General features: G+C 71.1%; 23 protein-coding genes, 1 pseudogene and 1 CRISPR repeat array. Of the genes and pseudogenes, 3 read left to right on the top strand and 21 right to left on the bottom strand.

Translation table 11 applies throughout. The annotated features are described in order from the left end of the window. Window positions 1-376: 376 nt before the first annotated feature. The gene (locus ACOJVX_RS11045; RefSeq protein WP_155886242.1) at window positions 377-595 is read left to right on the top strand and encodes a hypothetical protein; all 219 of its coding nucleotides are present in this window, start codon (window positions 377-379) and stop codon (window positions 593-595) included. Between the two features lie 112 nt (window positions 596-707). On the opposite strand, the gene ACOJVX_RS11040 is transcribed toward ACOJVX_RS11045, so the two are convergent. Both ACOJVX_RS11040 and ACOJVX_RS11035 read right to left on the bottom strand, forming a co-directional pair. After that, complete coding sequence (locus ACOJVX_RS11040) at window positions 708-1,325, bottom strand: SRPBCC domain-containing protein (protein WP_026420165.1); 618 nt, start codon at window positions 1,323-1,325, stop codon at window positions 708-710. Between the two features lie 301 nt (window positions 1,326-1,626). Continuing rightward, on the bottom strand, window positions 1,627-2,193 hold the full coding sequence (locus tag ACOJVX_RS11035) for a pyridoxamine 5'-phosphate oxidase family protein (protein WP_422647501.1): 567 nt from the start codon (window positions 2,191-2,193) through the stop codon (window positions 1,627-1,629). Window positions 2,194-2,252: 59 nt separating this feature from the next. Between ACOJVX_RS11035 and ACOJVX_RS11030 the strand changes: the two genes are divergently transcribed. Together ACOJVX_RS11030 and ACOJVX_RS11025 are read left to right on the top strand one after the other, a co-directional pair. Then, window positions 2,253-2,723, top strand: a complete 471-nt coding sequence (locus tag ACOJVX_RS11030; RefSeq protein ID WP_026420163.1) for a winged helix-turn-helix transcriptional regulator — start codon at window positions 2,253-2,255, stop codon at window positions 2,721-2,723. Continuing rightward, on the top strand, window positions 2,720-3,244 hold the full coding sequence (locus ACOJVX_RS11025; protein ID WP_051712853.1) for a hypothetical protein: 525 nt from the start codon (window positions 2,720-2,722) through the stop codon (window positions 3,242-3,244). The genes ACOJVX_RS11030 and ACOJVX_RS11025 overlap by 4 nt, the downstream gene beginning before the upstream one ends. Before the next feature lie 121 nt (window positions 3,245-3,365). On the opposite strand, the gene ACOJVX_RS11020 is transcribed toward ACOJVX_RS11025, so the two are convergent. The 19 genes and pseudogenes from ACOJVX_RS11020 to ACOJVX_RS10930 all read right to left on the bottom strand — a co-directional run bounded on the left by ACOJVX_RS11020 (window position 3,366) and on the right by ACOJVX_RS10930 (window position 25,214). Next, window positions 3,366-3,986 carry a dihydrofolate reductase family protein gene (locus ACOJVX_RS11020; protein WP_418153481.1) on the bottom strand — a complete coding sequence of 207 codons (621 nt, stop codon included), beginning with the start codon at window positions 3,984-3,986 and terminating at the stop codon, window positions 3,366-3,368. Then, window positions 3,983-4,654, bottom strand: coding sequence for a winged helix-turn-helix transcriptional regulator (locus ACOJVX_RS11015; protein WP_026420161.1), 672 nt, complete (start codon window positions 4,652-4,654; stop codon window positions 3,983-3,985). Before ACOJVX_RS11015 ends, ACOJVX_RS11020 begins: the two co-directional genes overlap by 4 nt. A gap of 478 nt (window positions 4,655-5,132) precedes the next feature. Beyond that, entirely contained in the window at window positions 5,133-5,462 is a 330-nt protein-coding gene (gene cas2e / locus ACOJVX_RS11010) for a type I-E CRISPR-associated endoribonuclease Cas2e (protein ID WP_422647576.1), read from the bottom strand. A gap of 196 nt (window positions 5,463-5,658) precedes the next feature. Next, a pseudogene (gene cas1e, locus ACOJVX_RS11005) lies at window positions 5,659-6,438 on the bottom strand (type I-E CRISPR-associated endonuclease Cas1e); the annotation flags it as partial. 41 nt (window positions 6,439-6,479) lie between these two features. Then, window positions 6,480-7,145: a type I-E CRISPR-associated protein Cas6/Cse3/CasE gene (gene cas6e, locus ACOJVX_RS11000; protein WP_418153482.1), complete on the bottom strand. Its 666-nt coding sequence runs from the start codon at window positions 7,143-7,145 to the stop codon at window positions 6,480-6,482. Then, entirely contained in the window at window positions 7,145-7,861 is a 717-nt protein-coding gene (gene cas5e, locus ACOJVX_RS10995) for a type I-E CRISPR-associated protein Cas5/CasD (RefSeq protein WP_418153483.1), read from the bottom strand. The genes cas6e and cas5e overlap by 1 nt, the downstream gene beginning before the upstream one ends. Next, a complete protein-coding gene (gene cas7e / locus ACOJVX_RS10990) occupies window positions 7,858-8,994 on the bottom strand; it encodes a type I-E CRISPR-associated protein Cas7/Cse4/CasC (RefSeq protein WP_418153484.1) in 1,137 nt (378 codons plus the stop codon). The genes cas5e and cas7e overlap by 4 nt, the downstream gene beginning before the upstream one ends. Beyond that, a complete protein-coding gene (gene casB / locus ACOJVX_RS10985; protein ID WP_422647500.1) occupies window positions 8,991-9,623 on the bottom strand; it encodes a type I-E CRISPR-associated protein Cse2/CasB in 633 nt (210 codons plus the stop codon). Before casB ends, cas7e begins: the two co-directional genes overlap by 4 nt. After that, the gene (casA, locus tag ACOJVX_RS10980; RefSeq protein ID WP_422647499.1) at window positions 9,620-11,248 is read right to left on the bottom strand and encodes a type I-E CRISPR-associated protein Cse1/CasA; all 1,629 of its coding nucleotides are present in this window, start codon (window positions 11,246-11,248) and stop codon (window positions 9,620-9,622) included. Before casA ends, casB begins: the two co-directional genes overlap by 4 nt. Next, a complete protein-coding gene (cas3, locus tag ACOJVX_RS10975; protein WP_422647498.1) occupies window positions 11,235-14,060 on the bottom strand; it encodes a CRISPR-associated helicase Cas3' in 2,826 nt (941 codons plus the stop codon). Before cas3 ends, casA begins: the two co-directional genes overlap by 14 nt. Before the next feature lie 657 nt (window positions 14,061-14,717). After that, window positions 14,718-15,294: a CRISPR direct-repeat array (repeat unit 28 nt; unit sequence GGAACAGCCCCGCGTGCGCGGGGAGGAC). 253 nt (window positions 15,295-15,547) lie between these two features. Beyond that, window positions 15,548-16,327, bottom strand: coding sequence for an enoyl-CoA hydratase (locus ACOJVX_RS10970; protein WP_026420156.1), 780 nt, complete (start codon window positions 16,325-16,327; stop codon window positions 15,548-15,550). Beyond that, window positions 16,324-17,271 (bottom strand): 3-hydroxyisobutyrate dehydrogenase, encoded by a 948-nt coding sequence (mmsB, locus tag ACOJVX_RS10965; protein WP_030107139.1) that lies wholly within the window; start codon window positions 17,269-17,271, stop codon window positions 16,324-16,326. The genes ACOJVX_RS10970 and mmsB overlap by 4 nt, the downstream gene beginning before the upstream one ends. Next, window positions 17,268-18,311, bottom strand: coding sequence for an enoyl-CoA hydratase/isomerase family protein (locus tag ACOJVX_RS10960; RefSeq protein ID WP_422647497.1), 1,044 nt, complete (start codon window positions 18,309-18,311; stop codon window positions 17,268-17,270). Before ACOJVX_RS10960 ends, mmsB begins: the two co-directional genes overlap by 4 nt. After that, window positions 18,311-19,450 (bottom strand): acyl-CoA dehydrogenase family protein, encoded by a 1,140-nt coding sequence (locus tag ACOJVX_RS10955; protein ID WP_026420154.1) that lies wholly within the window; start codon window positions 19,448-19,450, stop codon window positions 18,311-18,313. The genes ACOJVX_RS10960 and ACOJVX_RS10955 overlap by 1 nt, the downstream gene beginning before the upstream one ends. Window positions 19,451-19,459: 9 nt before the next feature. Next, window positions 19,460-20,959: a CoA-acylating methylmalonate-semialdehyde dehydrogenase gene (locus ACOJVX_RS10950; RefSeq protein ID WP_026420153.1), complete on the bottom strand. Its 1,500-nt coding sequence runs from the start codon at window positions 20,957-20,959 to the stop codon at window positions 19,460-19,462. Between the two features lie 1,032 nt (window positions 20,960-21,991). Further along, window positions 21,992-22,729: a thioesterase II family protein gene (locus ACOJVX_RS10945; protein WP_026420152.1), complete on the bottom strand. Its 738-nt coding sequence runs from the start codon at window positions 22,727-22,729 to the stop codon at window positions 21,992-21,994. Next, on the bottom strand, window positions 22,726-23,802 hold the full coding sequence (locus tag ACOJVX_RS10940) for an HAD-IIIC family phosphatase (RefSeq protein ID WP_030107143.1): 1,077 nt from the start codon (window positions 23,800-23,802) through the stop codon (window positions 22,726-22,728). Before ACOJVX_RS10940 ends, ACOJVX_RS10945 begins: the two co-directional genes overlap by 4 nt. Then, a complete protein-coding gene (locus ACOJVX_RS10935; RefSeq protein ID WP_418153491.1) occupies window positions 23,799-24,950 on the bottom strand; it encodes an acyl-CoA dehydrogenase family protein in 1,152 nt (383 codons plus the stop codon). Before ACOJVX_RS10935 ends, ACOJVX_RS10940 begins: the two co-directional genes overlap by 4 nt. A 3-nt stretch (window positions 24,951-24,953) precedes the next feature. Further along, window positions 24,954-25,214 (bottom strand): acyl carrier protein, encoded by a 261-nt coding sequence (locus ACOJVX_RS10930; RefSeq protein ID WP_030107145.1) that lies wholly within the window; start codon window positions 25,212-25,214, stop codon window positions 24,954-24,956. Between the last annotated feature and the right edge of the window lie 21 nt (window positions 25,215-25,235).

Genomic DNA, 25,235 nt, shown 5'->3' with positions numbered 1-25,235 from the left:
AGGTTTCACCCCACGGCCAGGTCATCACCCCTTCTCCCCGGTCTCGTCGTGCTGGTACCCACTCCTGGAGGGCGGGGGACCGTGGCGCACGACCGGGGTCCGTTCCGTCTCCAGTGGGGAGCGCGGTCGTGTGGTGCGAACTCCGCCGAGTGGCGGGCTGGTGAACGGTTCACCGGCGGGCCGCCGCCCGCCCTGCCACCAGCGGCTTCCGGGTGCTCGCGGCTGGTGCTTCCCATCCCCCTCCTCACGCGGCGAACGAGCCGGGCGCCGGTCGGCGCTTCCGCCCACGTGGGCGGTGCCGGTGCCGGGCCCCACCGCCCGGCCAGGCGGCGGGCGTCGTGCCAGCAACGGACCGGCCCGAGGAGGACGGTGTCCGATGTGGATTGAAAACCCGGATTTGGGCGTCCTGCACCGGCTTCGCGACCGGACGACGACCCGCGTCGCGGTGTGGTGCGGCAGGGTCTTCGACGCGGGCGAGGTTCGCGGGGTGCCGCACGGCACCGGCGGGAAACCCTGCGTCACCTGCTGGGAGCGGGAACTCCTGACCTGGATGAACCGTCGAGGTCCTGGAGAGGCGCCCTCACCAGAGGGATGAGCGACGATGTCGTCAACGTTCGGGGCCGGGCGCAGGGCTGGCACAGGCCACGCCGAAGCGGGGCAGCGAGCGTCTCCGTCCGCCCGCCCCGGCGTGGTCGTGCCCTGGGCGGCTACTGCTCGGCGCCGGTGTAGAAGGCGAAGGTGCGATCCGAGGTCTGCCGGGCGTGGTCGGGATCGGCCCCGGCCTCGACGTCGGCGTCCGCCCAGGCGGCGGCGGTGCGCCGCATGAACTCGACCCCTTCCTCGCTGGCTCCCACCTTGGCCATCTCCTCGGGGGTGGCACGCGGGTCGCCGGCGAGGTGCAGCGCGAGGGAGAGGACGGAACCGTCCCAGCCAACACCGGTGGCGCTGGGGCCGAACGTGTTCCAGAAGTCGCCGCCGGCCTGGACGTGCTCGACGCGGAGGACCGCTTGGTCGCCCTCCTCGCGCAGGCTCACCTCGACGAAACTGCCAGCACCGGAGTCCTCCCAGGTCACCCGCAGTCGCTCCCTCGGCACGCAGACCTCGATCGTGCCCTCGATGCCCCTGCCCTCCAGGCGGTACCTGCCTCCTTCGCGCAGGTCACCGCTGACCGGCTCGAACCAGCGCGGCAGCCGTTCGGGGTTGACGCAGGCGTCCCACAGGTCGGGCAGCGTGGTGTCGTAGGCGCGGGTGAGGATCACCGAGTTCATCTCGGTGCCCCGCTTGACCGCGCGGTGGGTCCGGTTGATGTGGTCGAGAAGGTCCATCGCCGCTCTCCCCCTGTCCGCCGCCCCGCTGCCGCGGGTACGGCCTCGTCGTCGCCGAGGCGTTCCACCGGGTCCCACAGCTGGCCCGCCTGCTCGGCCATCCCCTCAGGGAGTACCCAACCGCGTCGCTCTCAGCAGGACGATGAGCGGCGGCGGACGCCGGCTCATCACCTGGCTCCAGGACCCGCGCACACATTACGGCAGCGAGTTATATAAGTAAAACCTGAACTATGCCCACCTCCCCCTTCGTCCCAGCCCGTGACCGAGCGGCGCCATACGGGCGACCCTCGTGGGGGCGCACCTACCACGACCAGCGGGTGGCCGAGACCTCGGCGAACCCGAACGACACCCGGGGCACCACGCCGTAGATCCCGTACTCGGGTTCGCCGAGCAGGTCGGGGTCGGTCACGCCCCCGTCGTCAGCGACGGCGAGCCGCCACCCGAACCTCCCGGCCAGCGCGTCGCCGACCCGACGAAGCCCCCTGACCTCCCGAACCCGCTCCGCCCGCCCCTCCAGCACCAGCTCCAGCTCGTCAGAGCTGACGATCACACTGACCTGGGGGTTCACTGCGAGGTTCCTCCCCTTCCGGGAGCCCGGCCGGAGCGTGACGAACAGGGCGCCGTCGACCCAGACCGCGAAGACGGGCACGGCGTGCGGCCGACCGTCGGGCCGGGTGGTCGCCAACCACACCGTGGAGGCCGCCGCCAGCCGCCGCTCCGCCTCGGACCAGGGCGTCAGCGGCGCCTGGGCGTCGAACGGGCTGGCATCAGAGGGGCCGAACAGGGGTTCGGTCCGCGAGGGAGGTCCGCCGCCCTCCTCCCACGAGACGAGGTCGGCGGCATCATCGGCGGGAATGTCCGTTTCCATGCCGTCGCACTCTAGACCACAGAGTTCCCTCAAGGAACTTAGCTGGGTATGATGGGCGCATGCAGCGGACCCGTTTCGGCGACATGCCCTGCTCGATCGCACGGACCTGGAACGTCATCGGTGAGCCGTGGTCGCCACTGATCCTGCGCGACATCTACGTCGGCGTACGACGGTTCGACGACCTCCAGGCGTCCTTGGGCATCTCACGCAAGGTGCTCGCCGAACGCCTCGCCTGGCTCGTCGACCAGCAGGTCCTCGACCGCCACCCGTACACGAACAGGCCCACGCGCCACGAGTACGTGCTCACCCCTCGGGGCGCCGAACTCTGCGACGCGCTCCTCGTGCTGGCCGGGTGGGGCGACCGGTGGTTGGCCGGCGAGGACGGCCCTCCCGCGCTGTTCCGACACCGGAGCTGTGGCGAGGCGAGCAACGTGACGCTGCACTGTTCCCACTGCGACCAGCCAATGACCGCTGCCGACGTCGACGTGCTCGACGGCCCCGGAGCACCGGCACGGGAGGAGACACCGTGACAACCCCAGCACGCGCCACCCTCATCGGGCGGGACGCGCCACCCGGCTCCACACCGATCCCCTGGGAGGAGGCGCGCGACAGGTTCGCCACTGCCAGCACCTACTGGTGGAGCACGGCCAGCGGCGACCACCCCACCCTGCGCCCGGTGCTGTCCGTGTGGGTCGACGGCGCGCCGCACGTCTCGACCAGCCCCGCCACCCGTAAGAGCCGCCCCCTCGACACGAACCCGACGACCACGCTGGCCTGTCAGACCGACATCGCGGACACCGTCGTCGAGGGCACGACGAGCCGCGTCACCGACCGGGCCACGCTGCACGCGGTCGCCACCGCCTACGCCACCAAGTACGGCTGGTCCCCGAGCGTCCTGGGGGACGCGCTCGGTGGCGAGGAGGGGGCGCCGACCGCCGGCCAGCCGCCGTACGAGGTCTACCGGATCACGCCCCGCCGGGCCTACGCCTTCGGCACCGACGAGGACCACGGGGCCCGCTCCACCCGCTGGGTCTTCCCCGACCACTCCTGAGCCGACCCGCTGGGCGACCTACCGCGCCGGGGCGGGGCCGAACCCCCGCCCCGGTCGGCTCACCGTGCTACCCGGTGGTGGCACGCTGGGCTCCCGAAGGAGGCGGAGCTTGGCCGGCGGGTCAGGCCCCGCGCTCGTCCCGAGGCAGCTGGTAGGTCAGGTGGGTGGCGTTCGGCGTCACCGTGACCGCCGACTGCGACAGCAGGACGCGCTGGTCGATGTGGGCGAAGAGTGGCGTGCCCGAGCCCATCAACACCGGGGACAGGTGGATGCGGAGCTCGTCGACGAGGTTGAGCGCGAGCGCCTGAGCGCAGACGTCCCCGCCACCCATGATCACGGTCTCCCGGTCGCCGGCGACCTCCCGGGCGGCCGCGACGGCCGCTGCCACGCCCTCGGTCACGAAGGTGAAACCGGTCTGGTGGCGCGGGTTCGCCGGGGGCTCGTGGGTCACCACGAAGTTTGGGGGAGCCTGGGACTGGTCCTGCTCGTAGCCGTAGCCGAGGTCGTCCTTCCAGCCGGCGGCACCGTCGATCACGTCGAACGTCCGCCGACCCATCACGACGGCCCCGGTCGCCCTGAACGCGGCATCCAACAGCGCGGAGTCCTCCGGCGAGGGTTCCTCCGGCATGACCCAGCGATGGATCGGCTCACCGCCCTCCCCCAGGCCCTGGTCCGGACCGGCGTTCGGGCCGGTGACGAAACCGTCCAACGACATGGAGATGTCCACGACGACCTTGCTCACGAATGTCCTTCCTCAGTGGGTGGATCGGGGAGAACGAAACAGGACAACAGGGACTTGACGTCCGCGTGCGGACCGCTGACCACGGCGAGCTGCCGGCGCTCGGCGTCCTCGACCGCAAGGGAGCCGAACGTCAGGTCCGACAGGACGACCGGCGTGGCCGCCACGCGCGCGGCGGGCGGACGCGACGCGGGGGTAGCCCGGGCGATCTGGAACACGCCCTCCTCGATCTGCGTGTCGAACACGTCCTCGCCCATCTCCAGCCGCACCGCGACCGCGCGTTCGCCGGCCAGGGACGCGTCGAAGGTGGTGCGCAGCGCCAACGCGAAGGAGGAAGGACTGAGGACCTGGGCGGCGAGGTCCACCGGAGTGTGCGCGGCCCACCGCCCGAGGGCGATCAGCACCGGCTCGAGCGCGCGCCCCCAGGCAGTGAGTTCGTAGACCGCGACCGGCGTGGGTGGCGGGAGGCGCCGCCGGACCACCACCCCGACCTCGGCCAGCTCCCGTAGCCGGGTGCCCAGGATGTTCGTGCTCACGCCGGGCAGCGCGGCGGCGAGATCCGAGTACCGCCGTGGCCCGAACACCAACTCCCGCACGACCGGGAGCGCCCACCGCTCCCCCACCGCGTCCAGCGCCCGGGTGATCCCGCACGCGTCCCCGTACGTCCGCATGCTGGCACCATACAACTCCGCACTTGTTTTTCGAGAGCAGTGGTTCCGGGCATGTCGCTACCCATCCCCCATGACCCCGGAACGGATGACGTCCGGTCAGGCCGGCTTACGCCAGCGCGAACGGCACCACCGCCGGCCACCACCGGCGACAGCACCCCCGGGAACCAAACCCACCCAACGAGGCCCCTAGAGGACCGGGACCGGCGAACGGGCGGAGTTGGCGGTGGGGAACAGCCCCACATGCGCGGGGAGGACTGCACATCCGGCCCTGCGAGGTGAGGCCCCAGACGGAACAGCCCCGCGTGCGCGGGGAGGACCGTTCCCACTCCATTAGGTGCCAGACAGCCGGGGGAGCAGCCCCGCGTGCGCGGGGAGGACGTCTCCTTGCGGCAGGGCCTGACCTCTGTCATCGGAACAGCCCCGCGTGCGCGGGGAGGACACTTCCTGACCTGCGATGTTAGGAGCACTCCCGGGGTTTTCATTCACTTTTCTGGCCACGGCCGTACCGCCTCCTCCTGCTGGCGGTGCTCCAGCCCGCGCGCTGCTTCGGCGCGGAGCGCTTCCGCTGCGCGGGCCTCAGCATGAGTTGGACCCCCTCGTGATCCACCGGTGTCCACTCGTGGCCGTGCACCTCGAAGGCCAACCCCTGCTCGGTGTCCGTGTTGTAGACCATGATCGCTCGGCCGGTCTTCACCATCTCCTGGACGCGTCCCCACAACAGTGTGCGCACCCGAGCCGTGATGCCGCCGACGAAGACACCGGGGGAGATCTCCAGCAACCAGCGAGTGAGGTGGCCGCGCAAGCCCACCGGGCAGGCTGTCACCACGACCACGGTCACGACGTCTCCCGACCTGGTCGATGCCGTCGTCGTACTCGTCGTCCTGCCCGTAGGAGACCCCGGCCCGCACGTCCGGCCCGTCCTCGTTCCACAACATGACCACGTCGGGGAGTTGGAGGTCAGTGGCGTCCCCGAGCTGTCCGTCCGCCGGGTCGTGCAGCAGGGTGACGATGTCGCGGACACAGGTCCGGAGCAACTGGCCGTCCTTCAAGCGGTCCCGCACCGATCGACGGGTCACCGCGCCGATGTCATCGGGGTCGGTGGCCGCCACCTCGAAGGCGACGGGGATCGTGACCTCCGCCTTGTAGAGGTCGGCGATGTCGTAGACGAACGACCGCCGGTTACCGCTGTGGACGAAACCGAGTCCAGGAGCCAGTCCCAGCGACACGATGACCGCATGGACCACCCCGTAGAGGCTGGTGTGCGCGGCGGAGAGCGCCTGGTTGATCGGACTCCCGCCCGCGAAGTCGTGCGGGTCGTACTCCCTCCCGTCCCAGTCGATGCCGGTGCGGGCGGCGTACTCGCGGTACAGGCGACGGACCCGTGCCCCCTCCCGTCCTCGCAACTGCTGCATGGTCGAGGCGCTGACGTCCTCTCCGGGAAACCGCATCCCGTACATCCGGCGCGCGACCGACAGCCGTGACGTGCGATTGCTGACCAGCGCCGCCTGCCGTTCGAGGAGCCGGGAGGAATCCGTCAACGTCCGGCCGTGCGCGTAGTAGCGCACGCCGTGCTCCCCCACCCACACCACTGGTGATCCGCTCTCCGCGAGCAGGTTCACCGCGTGGTGGCTGATCGTGGTGCCGGGACCGAGCATGAGGACGCTCAGGGTCGCCGCCGGGATGTGGAAGGTCCCACGCTCGTCGCGGGAGGTGATGGCGTTGGCGTCGCGGTGGACGACGCAGTGTTCGAGGTAGACGAAGGTGAGCCGGTCCGTGGCTCGCACCAGGTGCGAGATGGGGACCGGCCTCGCCCCGGGGATTTCCGTCACGTCGGCCTGACCCGGGCCAGGGTGAGCAGACCGCACCCGTAGCCCTTGGCGGACCCGACACCGTGGGTCAGCGTCCGGCGGAACACGCCGGGGTCGGCGACCCGCAACCTGCCCTCGTAGGTGGCGAGGGTGAGGGTGACCGTGGTTCCCTGGCGGGCGAACCTGCGACGGTCCCGGCCCCGCACCGTCACGTCGGGCTCGTTCTCCACGGCTGGCGGGATGCTGAAACCCAGTCGTTCGACTCGTCCCAGCAACCAATCGGTCTGCTGCGTCACGGTGAGGTGCCCGTAGCGTTTCGTGTCCACATCCGACGTCCTGCGAACGCTCCGGGTCGGGTTCGCGGTGAGGCGGAAGGCCCATTCCTGGCCTGCGGCGAGCTGGTCGAGAAGTGGGCCGTAGGGACGGGTGTCCCAGGTGCTGGTGGCGGGCCACCCGGTCTCCTCCACCAGGTGGGTGAGGTCGGGCCGGTGCGGGCTGACGATGTACAGCAGGGTCTGGTTCGGGGTCTGGTCGAGACGCCAGAGGACCCTGCCGTCCTCGGTCGGCTCGCGGTGCGCGGCGGGAAAGGCTTTCATCACGGCACCGTGCAGGCGGTGCGGTGATGCCAACAGGTGACGCGTGGCCCGCCGTGCAGGGTTCAACTCGAAACGGGTGAGGTGCATCAGGACGGGCTCCCGAGCAGTTCCATGGGGTCGTGTGGGTGTTCGTCCGGTGGTGGACGGTGGTCGGGGTTCGGGATGGTGACCGTGTCCCGGTGGACGCTGCGCCAGGAGTACTGGCGGTGCCGGGGGTCGAAGCTGATCGGGACATCCCGCACGACGTCGCTCCCGGGTGTGTCGGGTGGGCAGTCGAGGACGACGTCCACCGTCACCTCCCGGTCGTGGGCGCGCTTCCTTCGGACGGCCGGGGAGGCGAGCCACGGAACGGTGGCCAGCGCCGTCCTGATGTCGCCGTCGATGACGGCCTCCACGAGACGGCCGGCGGGCGGGCAGGAGCGGCGGCCCAGGAACAGGGGTGCGGCCGGCCTGCGCAGCGCGGCACGCACCCTGTCCAGCAGTTCCGCGTCACCCTCCACGGCGACGCAGAACACCGCGTCGGCCAGGTAGAAGCGGGTGGACAGCGGCATGGTCTGTGACCCGTCTGGGCTGCGGGCAGTCTGGAAGTCGCGTTCCAGTTGGCCTTCCTGATCGACCCTGACCCCCACCCTGAGGTGGGTGAACGCTCCGAGGTCGTCGGCGCGGCGGACCCCGCAGGCGGAGGCCAGCAGTCCGATGACCCCGCTGCGGCTGGGTGCGAGGTCGGTGTTGCGGCGGGTGAACCGGCTGCTGGTCCCCCAGGACTGGAGCGGTGCGGCGAACCGCAGGACGAGGGCGGTCACGGGGCGAGCCGCTCGGCGACCAGCTGCCCGGCCCCCTTCACTGCGACGTCGAGGCTGACCCGCTTACCGATCTCGGCCAACGGCTCGACGCGCTCACCGACGCCGAAGCTCCACGCCCGCAGGGGTGTCTCGTCGAAGGCCGCGTGGATTTCGGTGGCGTGGGTGGCGATGCGACGGATCGAGCCGCTGATCCGCCCGCCCTGCTCCCGGGCGGTCACCGCCTCCTCGAAAGCACCGACGAGGTTGATGGGCTGCGTCTCGCGGGCGACGACGAGCACGGCGTCGGGCAGGGTGCGGTTGGCGAAGGTGTTCTGCTTGCCGGTGGGCATGCTGGAGACGAAGGCACGGACGAACGCCTCGACCGCCCGGCGGGTGGCCTCGACGTCCCCCAGGTTCTCCTGGAGCTGGTCCACGTCGATCGTCGCGTAGCGGTACAGCGTGGAGGAGTTGAACTCGATGGTGCCGATCATGCCGGCCCCGGCGTCCTCCTCTTCGACCGCCTTCTTGTGGTCGTCGACGGCTGTGTAGTAGTCGTACTCGTTGGTGACCCCGTGGACGCTGAGGGCGTGCGCGACCTGGGTGGCGGCCTCGACGTTGAGATCGGGGAGGTTCGCGACCATCCTGCCGAACAGGGCCACATCCACGGAGTGGGACCGGTCGGCGCGGGCCTTGGCCTCGGACTTGTCGATCTTGGTTTTACCGTCGCCGGCCTCCCGCGCCGCCTCCACCGCGAGGTCGGCGAGGTTGGTGATCTGCGCGCGGGAGAGGAAGACCAGGAACTCGGCCTCGTCCGGGGTACCCTCCGGGGCCTTCCGCGGTGCCTTCAGCTTGAAACCGGCGGCCTCCAGCACGGACTTGGCGAGTTCCTGGGCGCGGTCGGCGTGTTCGGGGGAGCGTTCGCCGATGGTCTGTGCGACCAGTTCGACGATCCGCTTGGTGCGGACCCCCAGGTTCTCCTTGTCGAGCAGGGCCTCGAAGGCGACCCGGGTGGCGCGCTTCCACGCCTGGCTGGACACCCGGGCGCGCCGGACACCCCCGTACATGGCGGTCTTCGGGGTTCCGGTGTCGTCGCGGTTGATGTTGCTCGGCGGAACGGTCTGGATGACGTGCAGGTCGATGATGGTGCGGCTCACGAAGCGTCCTCTGTCTTCTCGTTGTCGCTCGGCGGAGTGGTGTCGGATTCGGTGTTGGGCGCCCGGTGGAACTGACGACCCCAGTCCCGCCGGATGCGTTCGGGGGCGTCCTCGAAGCGTTGCCAGCGGAACAGCTGGTCGGCGAGCAGGCCGTAGTCGAGGGGGATCTCGGCCCCTCTCAGCAGCTTGACCAGGCCCCGCAGGTGGATGAGGAGTTCGTCGAGGTCGGTGCTGGTGACGAGCGTCGCGAACCTGCGGGCCGCCGGGTCGGTGGGCGAGATCTCCGCCTGGGGGTGCAGGGCCCGCGCCGCCCGGCCGACCCCCCAACCGGGTACGCACGCGTGTTTGCGCAGCGATTGCTGGTGCACCGCGAAGAGCGTCATCGCGTGGTGGGCTGCGGTTTCCCGCGCGCTGGGTTGGTCACTGTGCCAGCCCTGCGTCATGAAGGGGGCGTAGGTGAGGTCCAGGATGTCGGGCATCACGCCTGGCGGTGTGTCCACGGCACGGCGCAGTCTCGCCAGACCGGCGACAGCGTGTGACCTGTCCTTGATGTACTCCTGTTGGAGCCGACCCGACTGCTCGTTCACCCACTTCCGCAGCGGGGTGGGATCACTGTGGTTTCCTGTCATTCTTCGTCCTTCTCGGGCGGTTGCGCGGGGGATGCCATGGGCAGTGCTCGGTGCAACGCGAAGGTGAACCAGCGTTCGGCGACCGGGATGGTCATCCACTTGCCCTTGACGAGCCGGCCGGTCCACCCTGCGGGGGGTGCCTCGGCGATGAGGCGGCTGCCCACCGCCCGCATCTCCGCTCGGGCCGCGACGTGCCACTGCTCCTTGACATCAATCGGGTCATCCCCGGGGAGTCGAGCGGCGAGCCAGCGGCGGAACGCCGGGTCCAGCGCGGCGTAGGCGAGTTCGAGGGCGGAATCCTTCGGCCCCAGTCGGTTGTTGACGTTGGGCTCCTCGCGGGAACCGCAGGCCTTCGCGAGGTTCAGCGCGAGGTCGCCCACGGCGTAGGCGGCCTTCTCCGCGTCGCGGACGCAGCCGAGCACGACCTCCTTCAGGTGGGCCAGTTCTCGGTCGAGCAGCGCCGCGTGCAGTGAGATGGCGTCGTCGACGATCTCGGCCGTCGTGGAGCTCTGGCTGCCATAGGTCATACCGGTGGTGTGCAGGCGAAGCGGATAATCGCGGGGCAGCCGTCGGTCACTCGTCAGTCTGGCTATCTGGTCGAGCACGCCGGGGGCCAGGCGGTCGGAGGCCTCCGACCGCTGATTGCTGGTGACCGTCTGCGGCAGCATCGCGGTCAGCCCGCGCCAGATCACCCGTTCCGGGCTGTGCTCCAAGGGCATGTACACCGGGGTGCTGGACTTGAGCTTCTTCTCCTGGGTCTCGCTGCGCCGCCACGACGTGTGCGTCTCGTGCCGGTGCTGGTTCTGCGGCCCGAGTGGATCACCGTTGCAGACGAGGACCTTGGTCACGCGGTCCCCGGTTCCGACCAGGCGGATGCGCCGGCTCTGCCACGTGTAGAGGTCGACGGGGCCGGTGGGCTCCCGCTCCTTCCCGAGTGGGCCGCGCTGGCCGTGCTCCCAGGCTGGTAGGTCGTTCTCCCGGGTGGGGAGCACCAGGTTGAGCAGCAGGGTGCGCCAGAGGGTGTCCCCTTCCGGGGCCACTCCCCCGAGTCGTCCGCTCCACCCGGTGCCGATCGGGTAGCCCTTACCGTTCTTGACCCGGCTGTCGCCGACGGCGCCGGACTTGATGCCGGACGGGTCGAAGGCGTGGCAGTGGACCAACCAGCGCGCGGCCTCCGCCGGGGAGAGCGTGAGGTCCCGCTCGAGCCTCGTACTGAAGAAGGGGTGTCCGTTGGGGACGTCGGCGACGATCCTGTTGAGTTCGAACACCTCGTCCTTGGCGGTGCGAAGTGTCGCCACCTGCATGAACGGTTCCACGGGGTGGAAGAGGTCGAAGCGGGAACGGTGCCGCTCCAGGTAGTCCTTGATCTGGTCCTGCGGGACGCCCTCGTCCCACAACCGCTTCCAGCCGTCGTCGTCCAGGCCCCGACCGAAGGCCCGATGGCACACCGCGAGCAGGAGGCGGAGGTGGGCGAACTGCTGGGTCGGGATGTCCCCGACCAGGCCAGCGAGAGTCTCGGACTGGGTGAGGGTGTCGAGCAAGGACTTCTCCGTCACCTCGCCGTCGAGGTCACGCACGAGCAGCCAGGGCCGCTCCACGAGGTCGTAGGGGTCAGGCAGGCTCATGCATCAGTCCTCGTCGCCGGTCGTAGGTGAGGATGTGGTCGTGCAGTCGGGTTCGTCGTTCGGCATCGAGCGTCAGGACGAGTTGCCCGCTCAGCAGGGGATTGGCCTGGAAGCTGGCGAACCAGTTGTCCTCCAGTTCGTCGATGACCTCGTCGATCACGTCAGGGGTGCTGAGGGCGAGCGGCAGCCGCAGGGAACACGCCGCGACGACCCGGGCCTGGTCCCACGGGACCTTCGAGTCCAACGGCAGCTGTTTCCCCCCTCCCGGGACCCAGGGCAGGGTGCGCAGCCCACCGCCAGCGTCCCGTTCGACGACGAGGACTTCGAGCGAGGCGGCACCGTCCCGGACCTGTGCGGCTCCGCGTGCGGTGTCCTCCGAGGCATCACCGACTCCGGCCTTCAGCCAGCCGGTGAGGGCACCGGTCTCGGACGGCGCGCCCAGCCGATAGTTCTTCGCGTTCGCGGCGCGCCGGTTGGCCGTCTCCTCGGCGGCCTGGGCGGCGGCGGTCATCGCCGGTTGCCAGGAGTTGGGGCCGAGGGTGGTGTCGCCGTACCCGGCCTGCACGAGCGGCGCGATGTCGTGGGGTAGGGCGATCTCGTCGCGGTCGATCATGAGGGCGGCGGCCCGCAGCAAAAGGTGTTCCCCGTACACGCGCCGCGAGCCCGGGTGTGCCCGTGCTGGCTCGGCCGCCCAGTCCTCCACTCCCACGATGGCACAACGGGGGCTGCTGACCGCCGTCGGGCGGGACCGGGTGTGGCGGTGAAGGCGTCCCATCCGCTGGAGCAGCAGGTCCACTGGCGCCAGGTCGGTGACCATCAGGTCGAAGTCGACGTCCAGCGACTGCTCGACGACCTGGGAGGCGACCACGATGTGCAGCGGTGGACGGTCGGGGGCGGACTCTGGTGGTCCGAAGCGCCGCAGGAGCCCCCGGTCGATCTCCGCCCGGTCGCAGGCCAGGAACCGGGAGTGCGCGATGGTGACGGCGTCCTCGCCGAACTCCTCGCTGAGCCGCCGGGCCGTCTCCTGCACTCGACCGACGGTGTTGTGCACGACGACCGCGCAGCCACCGTCGGCCAGTTTCGCGCGCAGGTAGGTGACAAGGGTGTCCTGGCCGTCGTCCAGCCTGTCGAGGGCGACCCGGGTCCGCTCCGGGGGTAACGGCAGCACCGTCGGAGGTGGACCACCGCTCACCGACACCACGGGGTAGCCGGGGTGCCCGGCGGGAACGCAGGAGGCGTCGCCACCTCGACCGGTGTCGTAGGCGTGGAGCAGTTCCGCGCGGCGGTGGTCGGGCAGCGTGGCGGAGAGCAGCACGACCGGGACCCGGTACGCCCCTAACCATTCGAGGACGCGGTGGAGGTACTGGGACATGTACACGTCGTAGGCGTGCACCTCGTCGACGACGACGACCTTGCCCGCGAGGGAGAGGTGCCGCAGCATGACGTGCCGGCTTTTGAGGGCGGCGAAGAGCAGCTGGTCGATGGTGCCGACGACGAACGGCGCGAGCCCGGACTTCTTGCGCCCGCTCAGCCACCAGTGCGCGACCACGGGGTCCTCGCAGTCGTCCTGCGAGCGCCGGGACGATCCGCGCCGCTCCACGTCGTCCCCCATCGAGGCGAACCGGCCGCGTCGGACGAGCCCCGAGTAGGTGTCGTTCAGGTGCGCCTTGCCGTGGGCCAGGCTCACCGACGCCCTGTCGGGGATGCCGTCGAGCCTGTGCAACCAGGTGTGGACCCGGCCGAACATCGCGTCGGTGGTCGCCTGGGTCGGCAGCGCCACGATGACGCCGTCGGCGCCGGCCCGGTGCGCCATCACCTCCGCCACCAGCAGCGCGGCCTCGGTCTTCCCCGAACCCATCGGTGCCTCGATGATGAGGAGCCCTGGCCCGGGTTGCTCCACCGCCGCGCGGACGGCGGCGATCTGGACGTCGCGGGGGCGGTCACGCTCGAACCGGCGCCGCAGGAGCCCCGCGACATCCCCGTCGAACGGAACGGCCCGCCACCGGGGCGACAGGTTCAGCTTCGACCACGCCTCCGCCACCCGGCGTTCCGTCACCGTGTCGTCAGGCCCCGGCGCCCGGTCAAGCGCACCGACGGGGTAGAGCGGGAAGAGTTCGGAGTTGGAGGCGATCCAGTCGGCGACGATGACCAGGGCGGTCAGCAGGGCGAGCGCGGGCCGGCTGAACCGGACACCACGGAAGTGGACCAGTGCTTGCGGCCCACCCAGGTGGTCCAGCGACCACCCGAGGATGTGGTCACGCACCTCCTGCCACCGGCGATCACCGAGGAGGTATTCCAGCCCGTCCAGGCGGTGCAGCGCCGTGTCGTCCGGCGGGAGGCCGTGGTGGCTCCCGACGACCGAGGCCAGTTCGTGCGCCGCGCCCAGGAAGTCGAAGCCGAGCTCCTCCTCAAGCCACTCCCGCACCACCCGCTGGCCGGCGACGGCGTGGTTGGCTCTAGGCCGCTCGGGGTCCGCCTTGATGCCACGCCGTACGGTCAGTCCCCGACTCGCCATGTGGTTCGCCAGCTCGGGAACCTGGCAGGCGAAGGCCGGGCTGCACTTCAGGAGGTCGTGGACGGAGGCGAGCCACACGGTGAGGGTCTCGACGTCCTCACGGCCACCAGGGAACTCGGCGGCGAGCCGGTCCACTACAGCCGGTGACAGCCACTCACGAACGAGCAGCCGAGCCACCCCAGCGGAATCGGCGAGGTGTTGGTGCAAGGGAAGCCAATGCGTGAGCTCCCCGCTTGGGTCACGCTCAGACTTCGCCCAGACAGCCGTCCAGGCTACTTCGATCGGGGACAACCACACCCTCCAGTCAGGTCAGCACTGAACTAATACCGAAAACCCGTGACGTCGTTCCGGAAAACCAGGAACCTCACCCGTTCGGCCGAATATCGACCACTCGACACCCTGAGATCCAGGCCAGGTGACACCTTGGCCAGCAACGACGGACACCCCTGCCTCGATGGAAAATCACCAGCGCACGACTGGGAAAGTTAGGTTCCGGGTAACCGCCCGGAACCCCACGACCCGAGCGGTTTCCTAGCACCGAGCACCGACAGGAAACGAGGACTGCGGAGATTGGCCAGTGAGCCAACAACGACGGGAGCCCCCGACGGAGAATTGCCGCGACAACCGTTCCGAGACGGCCAGTTACCCCGCAGGCGCTTTCCCGGCTTCCCACTTCGGGGCTAGCCAACTCCGGGACCTCACAGCAGCGAGTGATCGATCGCCGCAGTTCGGCAGCGGTCCGTGTGGGGGCTGGCCGCACCTCGGTGACGAGCAGCCGCGTCCCCGCGTCCGTGGACCAGCTGGCCGGCTCCAGTGCTGTGCGCCCTGCGTTGCCCGTCAGCTCCACATCCGACACTCGACCCACCGAGGGTCCAGCTCATGGACGAGCCCGACCGGGCAAGCTCCTGGGCGGAGGAGGGCAGCGTCCCCAACGGTATGTCCAGCGCGAGGACCGGAACAGCCCCGCGTGCGCGGGGAGGACTCGATGAGGCGGTACTTCGACAGGACCGCCGCGGGAACAGCCCCGCGTGCGCAAGGAGGGCGACAGCATGGGCACCAGCACTGCCGGTGGCTACGGAACAGCCCCGCGTGCGCGGGGAGGACGTCGTCCGGGTCCAGGTCACCGAGGTAGTCCAGGGAACAGCCCCGCGTGCGCGGGGAGGACGTCGTCCGGGTCCAGGTCACCGAGGTAGTCCAGGGAACAGCCCCGCGTGCGCGGGGAGGACGGCGATCGCCAGCAGGCGGGACCGATCAGGTTCGGAACAGCCCCGCGTGCGCGGGGAGGACGCTGTGGGTAAAAGGTGGGGGGTCGGCCCATCGGAACAGCCCCGCGTGCGCGGGGAGGACCGCGGTGCCGCCGCCGAACACGAGGCCGGCGGAGGAACAGCCCCGCGTGCGCGGGGAGGACCGTCCTTGTGGTGGCCTCCGGTGCCCCCGAGGGGGGAACAGCCCCGCGTGCGCGGGGAGGACCTGCTGCCCCGCGAAGCGGCGGCCCTCTCAGGCGGAACAGCCCCGCGTGCGCGGGGAGGACACTTCTTGACCTGCGGGTTTACCGCGACCCGGCCCGGTTTTCATTCACTTTTTCTGGCATCTCCACCTCGGGAACCTCACACGGGATCGGCACGGCGGCCGGCGGCCAGCTCCCCGGAGGCGGGGTCGGTGTTCGCTACCTCCCGAACAAGCCTAGCGACACCTCACCCAGGTTCCCACGTTCGCCCGCGATGCCTCAAGGGCACGGGCGGCGGACAGCCCTCCGCGCCTGACGGGCGGCGGCCTTCCCTCCCTCAGCGGTGGCGGAACTGGGGGGCGCGCTTCTCGCTGAAGGCGGCCATGCCCTCCTTCTGGTCCTCGGTGGCGAAGGTGGAGTGGAAGACGCGGCGTTCGAAGAGCAGGCCCTCGGCGAGGCCGGTCTCGAAGGCCTGGTTGACGACCTCCTTGGCCATCGCGACCGCCGGGGCGGAGAAGCCGGCGATGCGGGTGGCGGCGGTGAGCGCCTCTTCCCGCAGGGTCGCGGTGGGGACCACCCGGGACACCAGTCCGGAGCGGTCGGCCTCCTCGGCGTCCATCATGCGGCCGGTGAGGCACAGGTCCATCGCCTTGGCCTTCCCCACGGCCCGGGTCAGGCGTTGGGAGCCGCCCATGCCGGGGATGACGCCGAGGGTGATCTCGGGTTGGCCGAACTTGGCGTTGTCGGCGGCGATGAGCAGGTCGCACATCATGGCGAGTTCGCAGCCGCCGCCGAGGGCGTAGCCGGCGACGGCGGCGATCAGGGGGGTGCGGACGTCGGCGAGGGCGGTCCAGCCTGCGAGCCAGTCCTGGGCGTGGACCTCGCTGAAGGTGAGGTCGCGCATCTCCTTGATGTCGGCGCCGGCGGCGAAGACGGTGTCCGAACCGGTGATGATGATCGCGCCGACGTCGGGGTCGGCGTCCAGCCTGGCGGTGAGGTCGGTGATCTCCCGCATGGTCTGGAGGTTGAGCGCGTTCTTGGCCTTCGGGCGGTTCAGGGTGATGAGGGCGACGCGGTCGGCTGGCCGTTCCAGGGTGATGGTGTGGAGGTCGTTCACGGGGTTCCGTCCTGGTTGCGGGTGTCGTCGACGACGGGCTCGGCGGTGGCGGGCGTGCCTGGGTCGAGGGATCCGTCGCGGATGGCGGTGATGATGGCGGAGAAGTCCCGCGCCGGCCCGTCCTGGGCCACGAAGGCCGCGTAGAGTTCGGCGGCCCGCCGTCCGAGGGCGGTGGTGGTGCCGGTCTGTTCGGCGGCGGCCATGGCGAGGCCGAGGTCCTTGAGCATCAGGCCGCTGGCGAAGCCGCCCGCGTAGTCGCGGTTGGCCGGGCTCTTGGGCACCGGTCCGGGGACGGGGCAGTTGGTGGTGAGCGCCCAGCACTGGCCGGAGGCGGTGGAGGCGACATCGAAGAGGGCCTGGTTGGTCAGGCCCAGTTTCTCTCCGAGGGCGAAGGCCTCGCTGACTGCGATCATGGAGGCGCCGAGGATGAGGTTGTTGCAGACCTTCGCGGCCTGGCCGGCGCCGGATGTTCCGCAGTGGATGGCCCTGGCCCCCATCAGCCGGAGGTAGGGCTCGGCGGCGGTGAACGCGGTGTCCTCCCCGCCGACCATGAAGGTGAGGGTGGCGGCCTCCGCCCCGACGACTCCCCCGGAGACGGGGGCGTCGACGGCGGGGTGGCCGGCGACGAGGGCGAGTTCGGCGGCGGCACGGGCGTCGGCGACGTCGATGGTGGAGCAGTCGAGGAACAGCGCTCCGGGGGCGGCGAGGGGCAGCACCTCCTGGTAGCAGTCCAGGACGTGGCCGCCGCCCGGCAGCATGGTGATGACGACGTCGGCGTCGGCGACGGCGGCCCCGGGTTCCTCCACGGTGGTCACGCCGGCGGCGAAGACGCGGTCCCGTGCCATGGGCACGGGGTCGTAGCCGACGACCCGCTGTCCGGCCCTGGCGAGGTTGACGGCCATCGGGCCGCCCATGTTTCCGAGTCCGAGGAACGCGACGCTCATCGGGACCACACTCCTTCCAGCCTGGCTTCGTCGGAGTCGTCTGCGGTGAAGTAGGCGGCCACGGTGGCCTCGTCGACCTCGGCGAGGGTGGCCGGTGACCAGCGCGGGGAGCGGTCCTTGTCGATGATCTGGGCGCGCACGCCCTCGACGAGGTCGGCGGAGCGCAGGGCGGCCCGGGAGGTCCGGTACTCCTGGCGGAGGACGGCCTCCAGGTCGGGCAGGGTGGCGGCCGACCGGAGTGCCCGCAGGGTGACGGCGAGGGCCGTGGGTGACTTGGTGTCGAGGGTGGCGGCGGCCTCGGCGGCGGGGCCGCCGTGGTCGCGGAGCCGCCGGAGGATGTCTGTGACGGTGCCGGCGGCGTAGCAGTGGTCGATCCAGCCGGCGTCGGCGGCGAGTGCGCTGGCCGGTGCCGGGGTGGCGTGCGCCCGGATGGCCTCGGCGGCGGGTGCCTGGGTGAGGGCTTCGGTGAGGTCGGCGAGGCGGTCGCTGGGGACGTGGTGGTCGGCGAGTCCGCAGTGGAGGGCGTCGGCCGCGCTGACGGGTGCCCCGGTGAGGGCGAGGTGGGTGCCGAGTTGTCCGGGGGCGCGGGAGAGCAGGTAGGTGCCGCCGACGTCGGGGATGAAGCCGATGCCGACCTCGGGCATGGCGATGCGGGAGCGTTCGGTGACGACGCGGTGGCGGCCGTGGGCGGAGATGCCGACGCCGCCGCCCATGACGACGCCGTCCATCAGGGCGACGTAGGGCTTGGGGTAGCGGGCGATGCGGGCGTTGAGCCGGTACTCGTCGGCCCAGAAGTCGAGGGAGGCGGTGCCGCCGGCACGGGCGTCGTCGTGGATGGAGCGGATGTCGCCGCCGGCGCACAGCCCCCGGTCCCCGGCTCCGTCGACGAGCACGGTGCGCACGGTGTCGTCGTGCTCCCAGTCGTCGAGCGCGGCGTGGAGGGCGCGGACCATGTCGTGGGTGAGCGCGTTGAGGGCCTTCGGCCGGTTGAGGGTGAGTCGGCCGAGGTGGCCTCGCACGGTGCGGAGCACGTCGGTCATCAGGCGGCCTCCCGCAGCATCCAGCGGGAGACGATGACCCGCATGATCTCGTTGGTGCCCTCCAGGATCTGGTGGACCCGCAGGTCCCGCACGAGTTTCTCCATGCCGTACTCGGTGAGGTAGCCGTAGCCGCCGTGGAGTTGGAGGGCCTGGTTGGCGATGTCGAACCCGGCGTCGGTGCAGAAGCGCTTGGCCATCGCGCAAAGCGGGGTGGCGTCGGGTTCGCCGTGGTCGAGGGCGTCGGCGGCCCGCCACAGCAGGGTGCGGGCGGCTTCGAGTTCGGTGCGCATGTCGGCCAGGCGGAACTGGAGTGCCTGGGCGTCGGCGAGGCGGCCACCGAACGCGGAGCGTTCGGTGAGGTGGCGGACCGCTTTGGTGAGGGCGGCTTCTGCCCCGCCGAGGGAGCAGGCGGCGATGTTGAGCCGGCCGCCGTCGAGGGCGGACATGGCGATGCGGAACCCGCCGCCCTCGCCGCCGAGCAGGGCGTCGGCGGGCACTCGGGCGCCGTCGAGGATGACCTGCCGGGTGGGTTGGGCGTTCCACCCCATCTTGACCTCGTTGGGTCCGAAGGACAGGCCGGGGGTGTCGGGTTCGAGGAGGAACGCGGAGATCCCGGCGGCGCCGGGGCCGCCGGTTCTGGCGAGGACGACGTAGACACCGGAGGTGCCGGCGCCGGAGATGAACTGCTTGACGCCGTCGAGCACCCAGTGCTCGCCGTCGCGGCGGGCGCGGGTGGTGAGCGCGGCGGCGTCGGAGCCGGCGTCTGGTTCGGTGAGGCAGTAGCTGCCGAGGGTGTCCATGCGGCAGAGGGCGGGCAGGTGGCGGTGCCGCTGCTGGTCGGTCCCGTACTGGTCGATCATGCGGGCGACCATGTTGTGGATGGAGACGTAGCCGGCGATGGAGGGGCAGCCGGTGGCCAGTGCCTCGAAGATGAGGACGGCGTCGGTGCGGGTGAGGTCGGAGCCGCCGACGTCCTCCCGGACGCAGACCCCGCCGAGGCCGAGTTGGGCCGCGGTGCGGAGCACGTCGACGGGGAAGTGCTTGGTCTGGTCCCAGTGGACGGCGTGGGGTTCGAGGTGTTCGGTGGCGAAGTCGGCGACCGTCTCGCGGAGCGCGCGTTGTTCGTCGGTGAGTGGCATCGTCGGTCCTCAGTGCATGGTGGGGATGACGAAGGAGGCGCCTTCCTTGGCTCCGGAGGGCCAGCGGGAGGTGACGGTCTTGGTGCGGGTGTAGAAGCGGATGGAGTCGGGGCCGTGTTGGTTGAGGTCGCCGAATCCGGAGCGCTTCCAGCCGCCGAAGGTGTGGTAGGCGATGGGCACCGGGATGGGGACGTTGACGCCGACCATGCCGGTGTTGACGCGGGAGGTGAAGTCGCGGGCGGTGTCGCCGTCGCGGGTGAAGATGGCGACGCCGTTGCCGTACTGGTGTTCGCTGGGGAGCCGGAGGGCGTCCTCGTAGTCGGTGGCGCGGACGACGGAGAGGACGGGTCCGAAGATCTCCTCCTGGTGGATGCGCATCTCGGGGCGCACGTGGTCGAAGAGGCAGCCGCCGAGGTAGAAGCCGTTCTCGTGGTCGGGGACGGTGACGTCCCGGCCGTCGACGACGAGGGTGGCGCCTTCGCTGACCCCGAGGTCGACGTAGTCGCGAACCCGGGTGACGGCCTCGGCGGTGATGAGGGGTCCGAAGTCGGCGGTGTCGTCGAGTGCGGGGCCGACGCGGAGGGCGCGGACCCGGTCGGCGAGCCGTTCGACGAGGGCGTCGGCGGTGGCCTGACCGACGGGGACGGCGACGGAGACCGCCATGCAGCGTTCCCCCGCCGAGCCGTAGCCGGCGCCGACGAGCGCGTCGACGGCCTGGTCGAGGTCGGCGTCGGGCATGACCACGAGGTGGTTCTTGGCGCCGCCGAAGCACTGGGCGCGTTTTCCGTGGGCGGCGGCGGTGGCGTAGACGTACTCGGCGATGGCGGAGGATCCGACGAAGCCGACGGCCTGGATGGTGGGGTGGGTGAGCAGGGCGTCGACCGCTTCCTTGTCGCCGTTGACGACGTTGAACACGCCCGGCGGGAGCCCGGCCTCGATGAGGAGTTCAGCCAGGCGCAGGGGCACGGACGGGTCGCGTTCGGAGGGCTTGAGCACGAAGGCGTTGCCGCAGGCGATGGCGGGGGCGGCCTTCCACAGCGGGATCATGGCCGGGAAGTTGAACGGGGTGATGCCGGCGACGACGCCGAGTGGTTGGCGCATGGAGTAGACGTCGATGCCGGTCCCGGCGCTCTCGGTGTACTCGCCCTTGAGGAGGTGGGGGATGCCGACGGCGAACTCGACGACCTCGAGGCCTCGTTGGATGTCGCCGTGGGAGTCGGCGAGGGTCTTGCCGTGTTCGGTGGAGAGCAGGCGGGCGAGGTCGTCCTGTTCGGCGCGGACGAGTTCGAGGAAGCGCATCAGGACGCGGGCGCGGCGCTGCGGGTTCCAGCGGGCCCATTCCCGTTGCGCGGCTGCCGCGTCGGCGACGGTGGCGTGGACCTCGTCGGCGCTGGCCAGGGGGACGCGGGCCCGGACGGCGCCGGTGCTGGGGTCGTGGACGTCGGCGAAGCGACCGGAGGTGCCGGGGACGGTTTCTCCGGACCGGAAGTGGCGCAGTTCTGCGGTCACGCGGGTCACCTCTTCTTCCTGGCGCTGGATCACGAAGGGGTGACGGGGCGTGGGGCCTGGCTCCCGCCACCGGGGACTGGGTGGGGTTGCGGGGCCGGGCTACCGGCGGGCCGGCGGTGGGGTGCTGCGGCGGGCTGGTCGACGAGGGCTCCTCATGCGGTGCTCTCCCTCCTCGTGGACGAGCGGCGGCGGTCCGGTGGCCGGTGGTCCGGCGCCTGCCAGCGTCGCCGGCTTCCGCCCTCAGGCGGGGCCGGTGGTCCGCGACGTGGCGTCGTTGCCGGTCACGGGGGTGGGGACGTTCCGGGTCGCCCCGGTTCCTCCCACCTCACGAGCTCCGTGGACACCATATAGTAGGAAGTCAAAGTATGTCGATAGCCCGGTGAGACCAGGACGAGGGCGTGTCCGTTGTGGACCATGTGCGGTGTCCCGGCTCGGTCGGGTGCCCCCGCGCCGACCTTGGGCGCCACCAGCACACGACATCCCACCCGCACTCGGCTTCTCCCACGCCGTGAGATCGACGACCGCCCGCTCGCGCCGATCCCGACGGCCTGGGGGCACCGGGGCGAGGGTGGCCGCCGGGAGGGCGGGAGCGCTGGTGGCGGTGACGGGGACCGGTATGCCGCTGAAGACGATCAGGAAGGTGTAGCCGGCCGCGCGGCGAGCATCCGGGTGGTCGGCTCCTGCTCATCGGCCCGCCCGTGGTGCCGGACACCTTCCTCCTCGCGAACCCGCTGGTGACACCCACGGTCTCCGGCGGGACCAGAAGCACCGGATCTGCCCCGGACTGGCCGTGACCACGGCCAGTCCGGTTCGCGCTCCGGTCCCCCAACGGGCGGCTGGCGATGTTTCGGAGCCGCTGGGAGCGAGGGTCCTGGCCGACCGGGGCGGGCACGCCGATGGGCGCAGCCGTTCCAGCCAGACGGAGGAACCCGAGCACCGGCACCCTGACGCGGGTGACGGGGTCGGGAGCCCGCGTCCGGCTGGGGCACGCGGACCGGGGCGGGCCGCGCCCCGGTCCGGGCACGACCCGGGTCAGCCCAGGAGCGTCCCGGTCGCGGTGGTCACCAGTTCCTTGGCGTGCGGGACCAGGAAGAAGTGGTCACCGGGCAGGACCCGGACCGTGCATCCGGCCCCGGCCTGCGCGGTCCACTCCCCCAGCTCCTCCTCGGTGGCCCGGGGGTCGTCGTCGCCACCGAACACCGTCAACGGCACGTCCAACGGTGCCTGCTCGGCGTACCGGTAGTTCTCGTTGACGGCGAAGTCCGCGCGCAGCGTGGGGAGGAACAGTTCCAGCAGGGCGGGTTCGGTGAGGACCTCCTCGGGTGTGCCGCCGATGCGCCGCAGTTCGGGGACCAACTCCGCCGTGCTCAAGGTGTGCAGGACCCGCCGGGGGTTGCGGCGCTGCGGGGCGGTGCGACCGGACACCACCAGGTGCGCCGGTGGGGTCGCTCCCCTGGCGCGGAGCCGTCGGGTCAGTTCGAACACGACCAGCGCGCCCATGCTGTGCCCGTAGAGCGCGTAGCGGCCGGTGAACTCGTCGCCGATGTCGTCGAGCAGGTCGTCCAGCAGCGCGTCGAGGTCGTGGTGCGCGGTCTCGGCCATGCGTTCGGCCCGGCCGGGAGGCTGGAGCGGGCACACCTGGACCTCGGGGGGCGCCAGTCGACGCCACTCGGCGAAGGCGGCGGCGCCGGCGCCGGCGTGCGGGAAGCAGAACAGCCGGGGCGCGGCGCGGTCCGGAACCCCGAACGGCAACCAGCGGGAACCAGTCATCGTGTCTCCACCGTCAGGTACCCGGGCATGGGTTGCACCACCTCGAGGTCGGACTCGAACACCACGGAGTCGCCGTCGCGGGTGAGTTCGCGGAACCCGGCGAAGGCGTAGGTCACGTACATCATGCGGTTGCGGCCCGTCTCCACGAAATCCGCCCGCAGCCTGGCGCCGTCCTCCCCCGCCAGTCGCATGACGTGGTTGAGCAGCACGGTTCCCACGCCACGTGCCATCACGCGGCAGGACATCAGCATCATGCGGAGGTGCCAGACCTCGTCGCCGCGTTCGACGAGGGCCAGGCCGATCTTGCCGTAGTCGCCGTAGCGGTCGGTCAGCGCGGCGACGAGCAGCAGGTGGTCCTCGGAGCGGCGGAGCCGGTCGAGTTCCTCGTAGGAGTAGGTGCGGCCGGTGGAGTTCAGCTGGTTGGTGCGGACGGTGAGTTCCTCGGCGCGTTGGAGGTCGGCCTCCTCGGCGCGGGAGATGGTGAAGCGGAGGTCGAGGGTGGCCAGGAACTCCTCGCTGGTGCCCTGGTGGTCCTGTTCGGCCTGGTCGCGGACGGCGGCGCTCTGGTACATGGCGCGGCGGTGCCGGGACTCGTCGGTGACGAAACGGGGGTGGAACTCGTCGCGGCGCAGCACCTCGGTGATGTCGGCGGCGTCCACGGTGGTCACCTCGGGCAGCGCGAAGCGGACCTCCTCGCGTTCGAAGGGTTGGTCGTCGACGAAGGCGATGGCGTCCAGGCCGATGTTGAGGTCAGCGGCGATGCGTTCGATGGAGGAGGACTTGGGGTTCCAGGTGATCTTCGGGTGGAGGAAGTAGTGGTCCAGCCCTTCTGCTCGTAGTCGGTCCATGGCCAGGTCGGGGTCGTTGCGGCTGGCGATGGAGTGCAGGACGCCGAGCTGGTCGAGGCGGCGGAGTTCGGCGACGACCTCGGGGCGGACGGTGACCCGCTCGTCCTCGAGCAGGACGCCCTCCCAGACGGTGTCGTCCAGGTCCCACACGACGCACTTGATCCGCCCGGGGCGGGAGGTCGGTGCGGTGGTCGTGGCCTCGCCGGCGGTCGGGGTGCTGGTCACGGCGCTACCTCCCGGTGGGCGTGGTCGGCGATGGCGGTCTGCTGGAGTTCGGTGGAGCCCTCGATGATCTCCATGACCTTGGCGTCGCGGTAGAGCCGGGCGACCGGGGAGCGCGGTCCGCAGCCGAGGGCTCCGTGGATCTGGACGGCGTCGCTGGCGGCGCGGGCGGCGGCGGTGGCGGCGAAGTACTTGGCGACCCAGGTGGCGGTGATGACGCCGGGGTCGTCGGTGTCCCTGAGCCGCCCGGCCTCGGCGCACAGCAGGCGGGCGGCCCGCCGGTTGGTGATCATGTCGCTGAGCATGCGGCGGACGAGCTGGCGGTCGGCCAGGACGCCGTCCCCGGAGGGGCGGGTGGCGGTGAGGTCGGCGCAGGCTTCGAGGGCGGCCGAGATGATGCCGACGCTGCCGCTGGCGACGCTGAGCCGGCCGAGGTCCAGGGCGGAGGTCATCACGGTGGCGGCGGCCCAGCCGGGTGGGCCGAGCACGGCGTCGGGGCCGAGCCGGACGTCGTCGAAGCGGATCTCGGCGAGCATGCTGGCGCGGGTGCCGAGGACGCCCGAGAGGGGCGTGACGGTGACGCCGGGGGCGTCGGCGGGGACGAGGAACGCGGTCATCGCCTCCCCGGTGCCGGCGAAGACGAGGAGGAGTCGGGCCAGTTGCCCGCCGGTGATCCACTTCTTGTGCCCGGTGAGGACCCAGCCGTCGCCGTCGGGTTCGGCGCGGGTGGCGGCGACGGAGGTGTCGCTGCCTCCCTCCGGTTCGGTGAGGCAGAAGGCGGCGAGCGGCCGGCCGGCGGCGAGTCCGGGCAGCAGGCGGTCCCGCTGGCCCTGGTCGCCCCAGCGCCACACCGACCAGCTGACCATGCCGTGCACGGTGAGCAGGCTGCGCAGGGAGGAGCAGCCCCGGCCGATCTCCTCGTGGATCCGGGCGAGGGTGGCCGTGCTGGTGCCGGTGCCGCCGTGCTCCTCGGGGAGGAACGGGGCCCACAGGCCGAGTTCGGTGACGCGGCGCAGCAGGTCGTCGGGTACCCGTTCGTCCTCGTCGTACCGTTCCACCCTGGGGCGGATCTCGGTGTCGACGAAGTCGCGGACCAGGGTCGGGTCGGGTGCGGTCGGTGGCGCGGGTTCTCGGGTGTCGGCGGCGGTCACGGCTCAGCCCGCCGTGGCCTCGGTGCCGGTGCCGACCCTGTCGACCAGGGCGGCGATGGCGGTGACCGAGCTGAAGTTCTCCCGGCGGAGTTCGTCGTTGGGCACCCGGACGCCGAGTCGCTGCTCGACGAACATGACGAGTTCCATCGCGAACAGGGAGTTGACGAACCCCAGGGCGAAGATGTCCTGGTCGTCGTCGAGGGTGATCTGGGGGAAACGGCCGGTGATGAACTGGCGGACCTCGGCGCGGACGTCCTGGGCCATGGGTCTGGGTCCTCCTGGGGT

This window comes from Actinoalloteichus caeruleus, assembly GCF_049311605.1.
Classification (GTDB): Bacteria; Actinomycetota; Actinomycetes; order Mycobacteriales; family Pseudonocardiaceae; genus Actinoalloteichus_B; species Actinoalloteichus_B caeruleus.
The sequence above is the reverse complement of the archived record's forward strand: the minus strand, read 5'-3'. Positions and strand labels throughout refer to the sequence as shown.